Source organism: Trichococcus sp. (genome assembly GCF_049589555.1).
Classification (GTDB): Bacteria; Bacillota; Bacilli; order Lactobacillales; family Aerococcaceae; genus Trichococcus.
This window is the reverse complement of record NZ_JBAWAZ010000039.1, coordinates 1-3,159: the sequence shown is the minus strand read 5'-3', so window position 1 is coordinate 3,159 and position 3,159 is coordinate 1. Positions and strand designations below refer to the sequence as shown.

The following is a 3,159-nucleotide window of genomic DNA, read 5'->3' as shown; positions in this document are numbered from 1 at the left end:
CTGGGACATAATATGGCTTGTTCCCCTTTTTCTCCAGCATCGATTCAAACTCATCGAACTCCAGAATAGTTTCGTGAACGAAATAATCCTTGTGGGGATAAGTATGCCCCCTTTTCAGTTCCGCCGGCGGATTTTTTAGATACGCCTCCACTTCCCCCAAACTGATTGGCTCCTTGTTTTGGGTGTTGTAAATCTCCACTAAAATATCCTTCTGGATCATGCCGTACAAATTGCTCAATGCAATGATGTAGTCTGTCAATTGATTCATGCTGTCACTCCGCTCGGTTATTATTTTGCATTCCTTCTTTTGTATATTTTACTATAGAGAAGCATGAGGAATACAGAATAACCTGAAAAATTATGGAGCTTTTTATGTTCCTCCGGTTAGAAGCACCTCTGCCGGAGGAAAACCTCCCAAAAGACTACTACCTCCGACCACCGCGCCTTCGCCGGAGTACGGTCGCCCGCAATGCATCCAGCTCCGACTAGCATTCTCTCCCCGGAGCTGGCTAGCTTTCCCCAAATTCAAAAAAGTCGAGGATCACTATTCCTCGACTGCATCTAAGCGTTCATTCAATTGTGTTAATTTTCGGCTACGATTCACATCTTCCACAATAATCGTCTTGTAAAAATTTCGCACTAATTTGCGACTGAATGCATTTTGTTGTATACAGTACACACAGAAATCTTCGGCCGAATCTTGGTTGATCAGTTCGTCCTTATCCTCTAACGAAATCCGATAATCCTCCATTACCACAACCGTTCGTATATCGAAATCATTGCTGCAAATGATTCCTGCATTTATCATCAAACAGGCGGCAACGGTCGCAATTTCGCCTAAATTCGATACCGTCTTAGGCCGCTTGCCTACTGAGATTCTTTGTAAATTCATACGGTGAAAAGCATCTTTAACATCAGTTAAACGCTGCTGATAAATCTCCTGCTCGATCGGCGACAATGAGGTAACGCTTTTGGGATCAAACAGGCTCCACTTTCCGCTCGCAATTAACCCATCAACAGTGTTCTTAACCGACGGAAATAACAATTCATTGTAAACCTCTTTATGGATATAGACATTCTGATATAGTTCATTAATCCAGTCAAACACGTTAGCTTGTTGAAAATCGGCGGCAAAGATTATCATATTGGAATCTATGAATACTTTATCGGAACGATTATTCATCATCAAAATCCATTTCTCCAATCAGCTTTTGCCTTTCTTTCCAATAAGCTTTTGATTGTTTGGGATCTGTATGCTTCAGAAGGTTTGCCGCAACCTCTAAAGTGATATCCTTATCTTTTAACAATTGGGCAACTTCTTTTGACAATGAACTAAATTGAACAAAACGATCTGGCTTATCAAGTACACTAGGTGATATCCCCAGGGCTTCGCGTACTCTAATCCAATCACCTTCGGTTCTTTGGGAAATGGCTAAGGGAAATCTTTTTCCTAGCTCTTGTAACCTTCTGACTACAGCTTGGTAAGGCATGGAAGAAATATCCGCAATTCTGATGACCAGAACATCATTTGTCTCATTCAGCTTTTGAATTAATTTCTCAACTGAGCGCTTAGGAAGCATTACAGCGGCTGCAAAATGATCTGCAGCTCGCTCATGATCAAACTCAGGAATATCTGCAAGCGGGATTTTTCCTGATTCATACTGAAGGTGCCATAATTCGTGGGCGGCACTGTAATACCTCGAGCGCAGCGCTTGACTCGTATTGATTGCAATAAAATGCTTATCAAAAAAATGCACTGCTGCTCCATAATATTCGGAATCATCCACGATTTGATAAACGACAAACGCTTTTTCTGATAATAATTGTTCAATATCACTACCCAAGAAAAGTTCACTGCCCACAGAATCGTTCAAAAATTCAGTTGCATACTGCTCAGCTACGATTTCAGAAATTCTTTTTATATTCGTCATGATATTACCTCTACTTAACAATCAGTTGAGCAAAATGTTCAACATCAAGTAATAATTGCGCTAACCCACGTTCACCATCTTCAGTAGAAATTTTCCCGCGCAATGAATAAACCAATTCGTCAGCTTTAGTTTCTTCGGAGCTTGCTAATTCCGCAATGGTTTTACCTGTAATTTCTGTCATTTTTGCAATATGGACAGGTTGAAGTTTTCTTTCGCCATTAAACAATTGGCTAATCAATGACGGAGCGACACCCATTTGGTTCGCTAACCACGCCTGCGTATACTGGTTTTCTGCCAACCATCCCTTTACATTTAATAATGTATTTTCATCACTTCTCATTAGTAATCCCCTCCTACTTTCAGTAGTAGTATAACACTATTTGTGATTGTTCACAAATTTAGTAACCCACATTTGTGAATACCTACTAATCCAAATCACATCTGAGCAGCATCCGCTTTACCAGAGCTGACGCGCTCCTCCGGTGAGGAGCCCCTCTGCCGGAGGAAAACCTCCAAAAAGATCATTACCTTCGACCACAGCGGCTTCGCCGGAGGAGAACATCCAAAAAAGACGATTACCTCCGACCACCGCGGCTTCGCCGGAGTACAGCCTCCCGCAATGCAGCCTACTCCGGCCAACATTTGCTCCCCGGATTTGAGCTGCCCGCCGCAGTCCTGTCTTTCGATGAGCGCTCCGCTCATCGGAGCTGACGGTTTCCTCCGGGCAGCGATCCTTCCGTCGGAGGAGAAGATCCCAAAAAGACGATCACCTTCGACCACAACGGCTTCGCCGGAGTACAGCCGCCCGCCATGCAATCTCCTCCGGCCAGCATTCTCTCGCCGGAGCTGGCTAGCTGGCGCAGTGCTGTTCTCCTGGCAGCGCCCGCTTCATCGGAGGACGCCCGCCCACTGGATCAGTAACGCTCTGCTATCTCCCTGTCGTAAACATCTTCAGCAGTACGCAGGCCTTCATCCCACCAGTTGCGGAGGATGCTGTCGAGGTAGGCGTATGATTTGGCGCCGTAGCGGCCGGCTTTGGAGAAGGCGTGAAGCACGATTTCTTCATCGCCGAAGTATGAGGCCCATTGCAGGAGGCCTTCATGGATGTGGCGTGTGAATGGCAATTGGGTGCCGAAATGGGCAGCCCATTTTTCTTGCCAGTAGGCGAAGTCGTTTGGTGGCGTTTTTTCGTTTAATTTAAATTCTGAATCATCTTCGTCTTCTTCTA

General features: G+C 44.7%; 5 protein-coding genes. All 5 read right to left on the bottom strand.

Translation table 11 applies throughout. The annotated features are described in order from the left end of the window. Positions 1 to 268, bottom strand: a 268-nt coding sequence (locus WBV27_RS01855; RefSeq protein ID WP_424198905.1) for a hypothetical protein, incomplete at its 3' end; no start/stop codon positions are given. A gap of 276 nt (positions 269 to 544) precedes the next feature. Then, on the bottom strand, positions 545 to 1,189 hold the full coding sequence (locus WBV27_RS01850; protein ID WP_424198903.1) for a hypothetical protein: 645 nt from the start codon (positions 1,187 to 1,189) through the stop codon (positions 545 to 547). Further along, positions 1,176 to 1,931, bottom strand: coding sequence for an ImmA/IrrE family metallo-endopeptidase (locus tag WBV27_RS01845; protein ID WP_424198901.1), 756 nt, complete (start codon positions 1,929 to 1,931; stop codon positions 1,176 to 1,178). Before WBV27_RS01845 ends, WBV27_RS01850 begins: the two co-directional genes overlap by 14 nt. Before the next feature lie 10 nt (positions 1,932 to 1,941). Further along, positions 1,942 to 2,271 (bottom strand): helix-turn-helix domain-containing protein, encoded by a 330-nt coding sequence (locus tag WBV27_RS01840; RefSeq protein ID WP_424198899.1) that lies wholly within the window; start codon positions 2,269 to 2,271, stop codon positions 1,942 to 1,944. A gap of 574 nt (positions 2,272 to 2,845) precedes the next feature. Next, a partial coding sequence (locus WBV27_RS01835; protein ID WP_424198897.1) for a DnaD domain protein occupies positions 2,846 to 3,159 on the bottom strand: 314 nt, incomplete at its 5' end.

Bases quoted from the DNA above. Each gene is read 5' to 3' on its own strand.
- WBV27_RS01845 (WP_424198901.1), bottom strand. From the start codon at position 1,931: ATGACGAATATAAAAAGAATTTCTGAAATCGTAGCTGAGCAGTATGCA.
- WBV27_RS01840 (WP_424198899.1), bottom strand. From the start codon at position 2,271: ATGAGAAGTGATGAAAATACATTATTAAATGTAAAGGGATGGTTGGCA.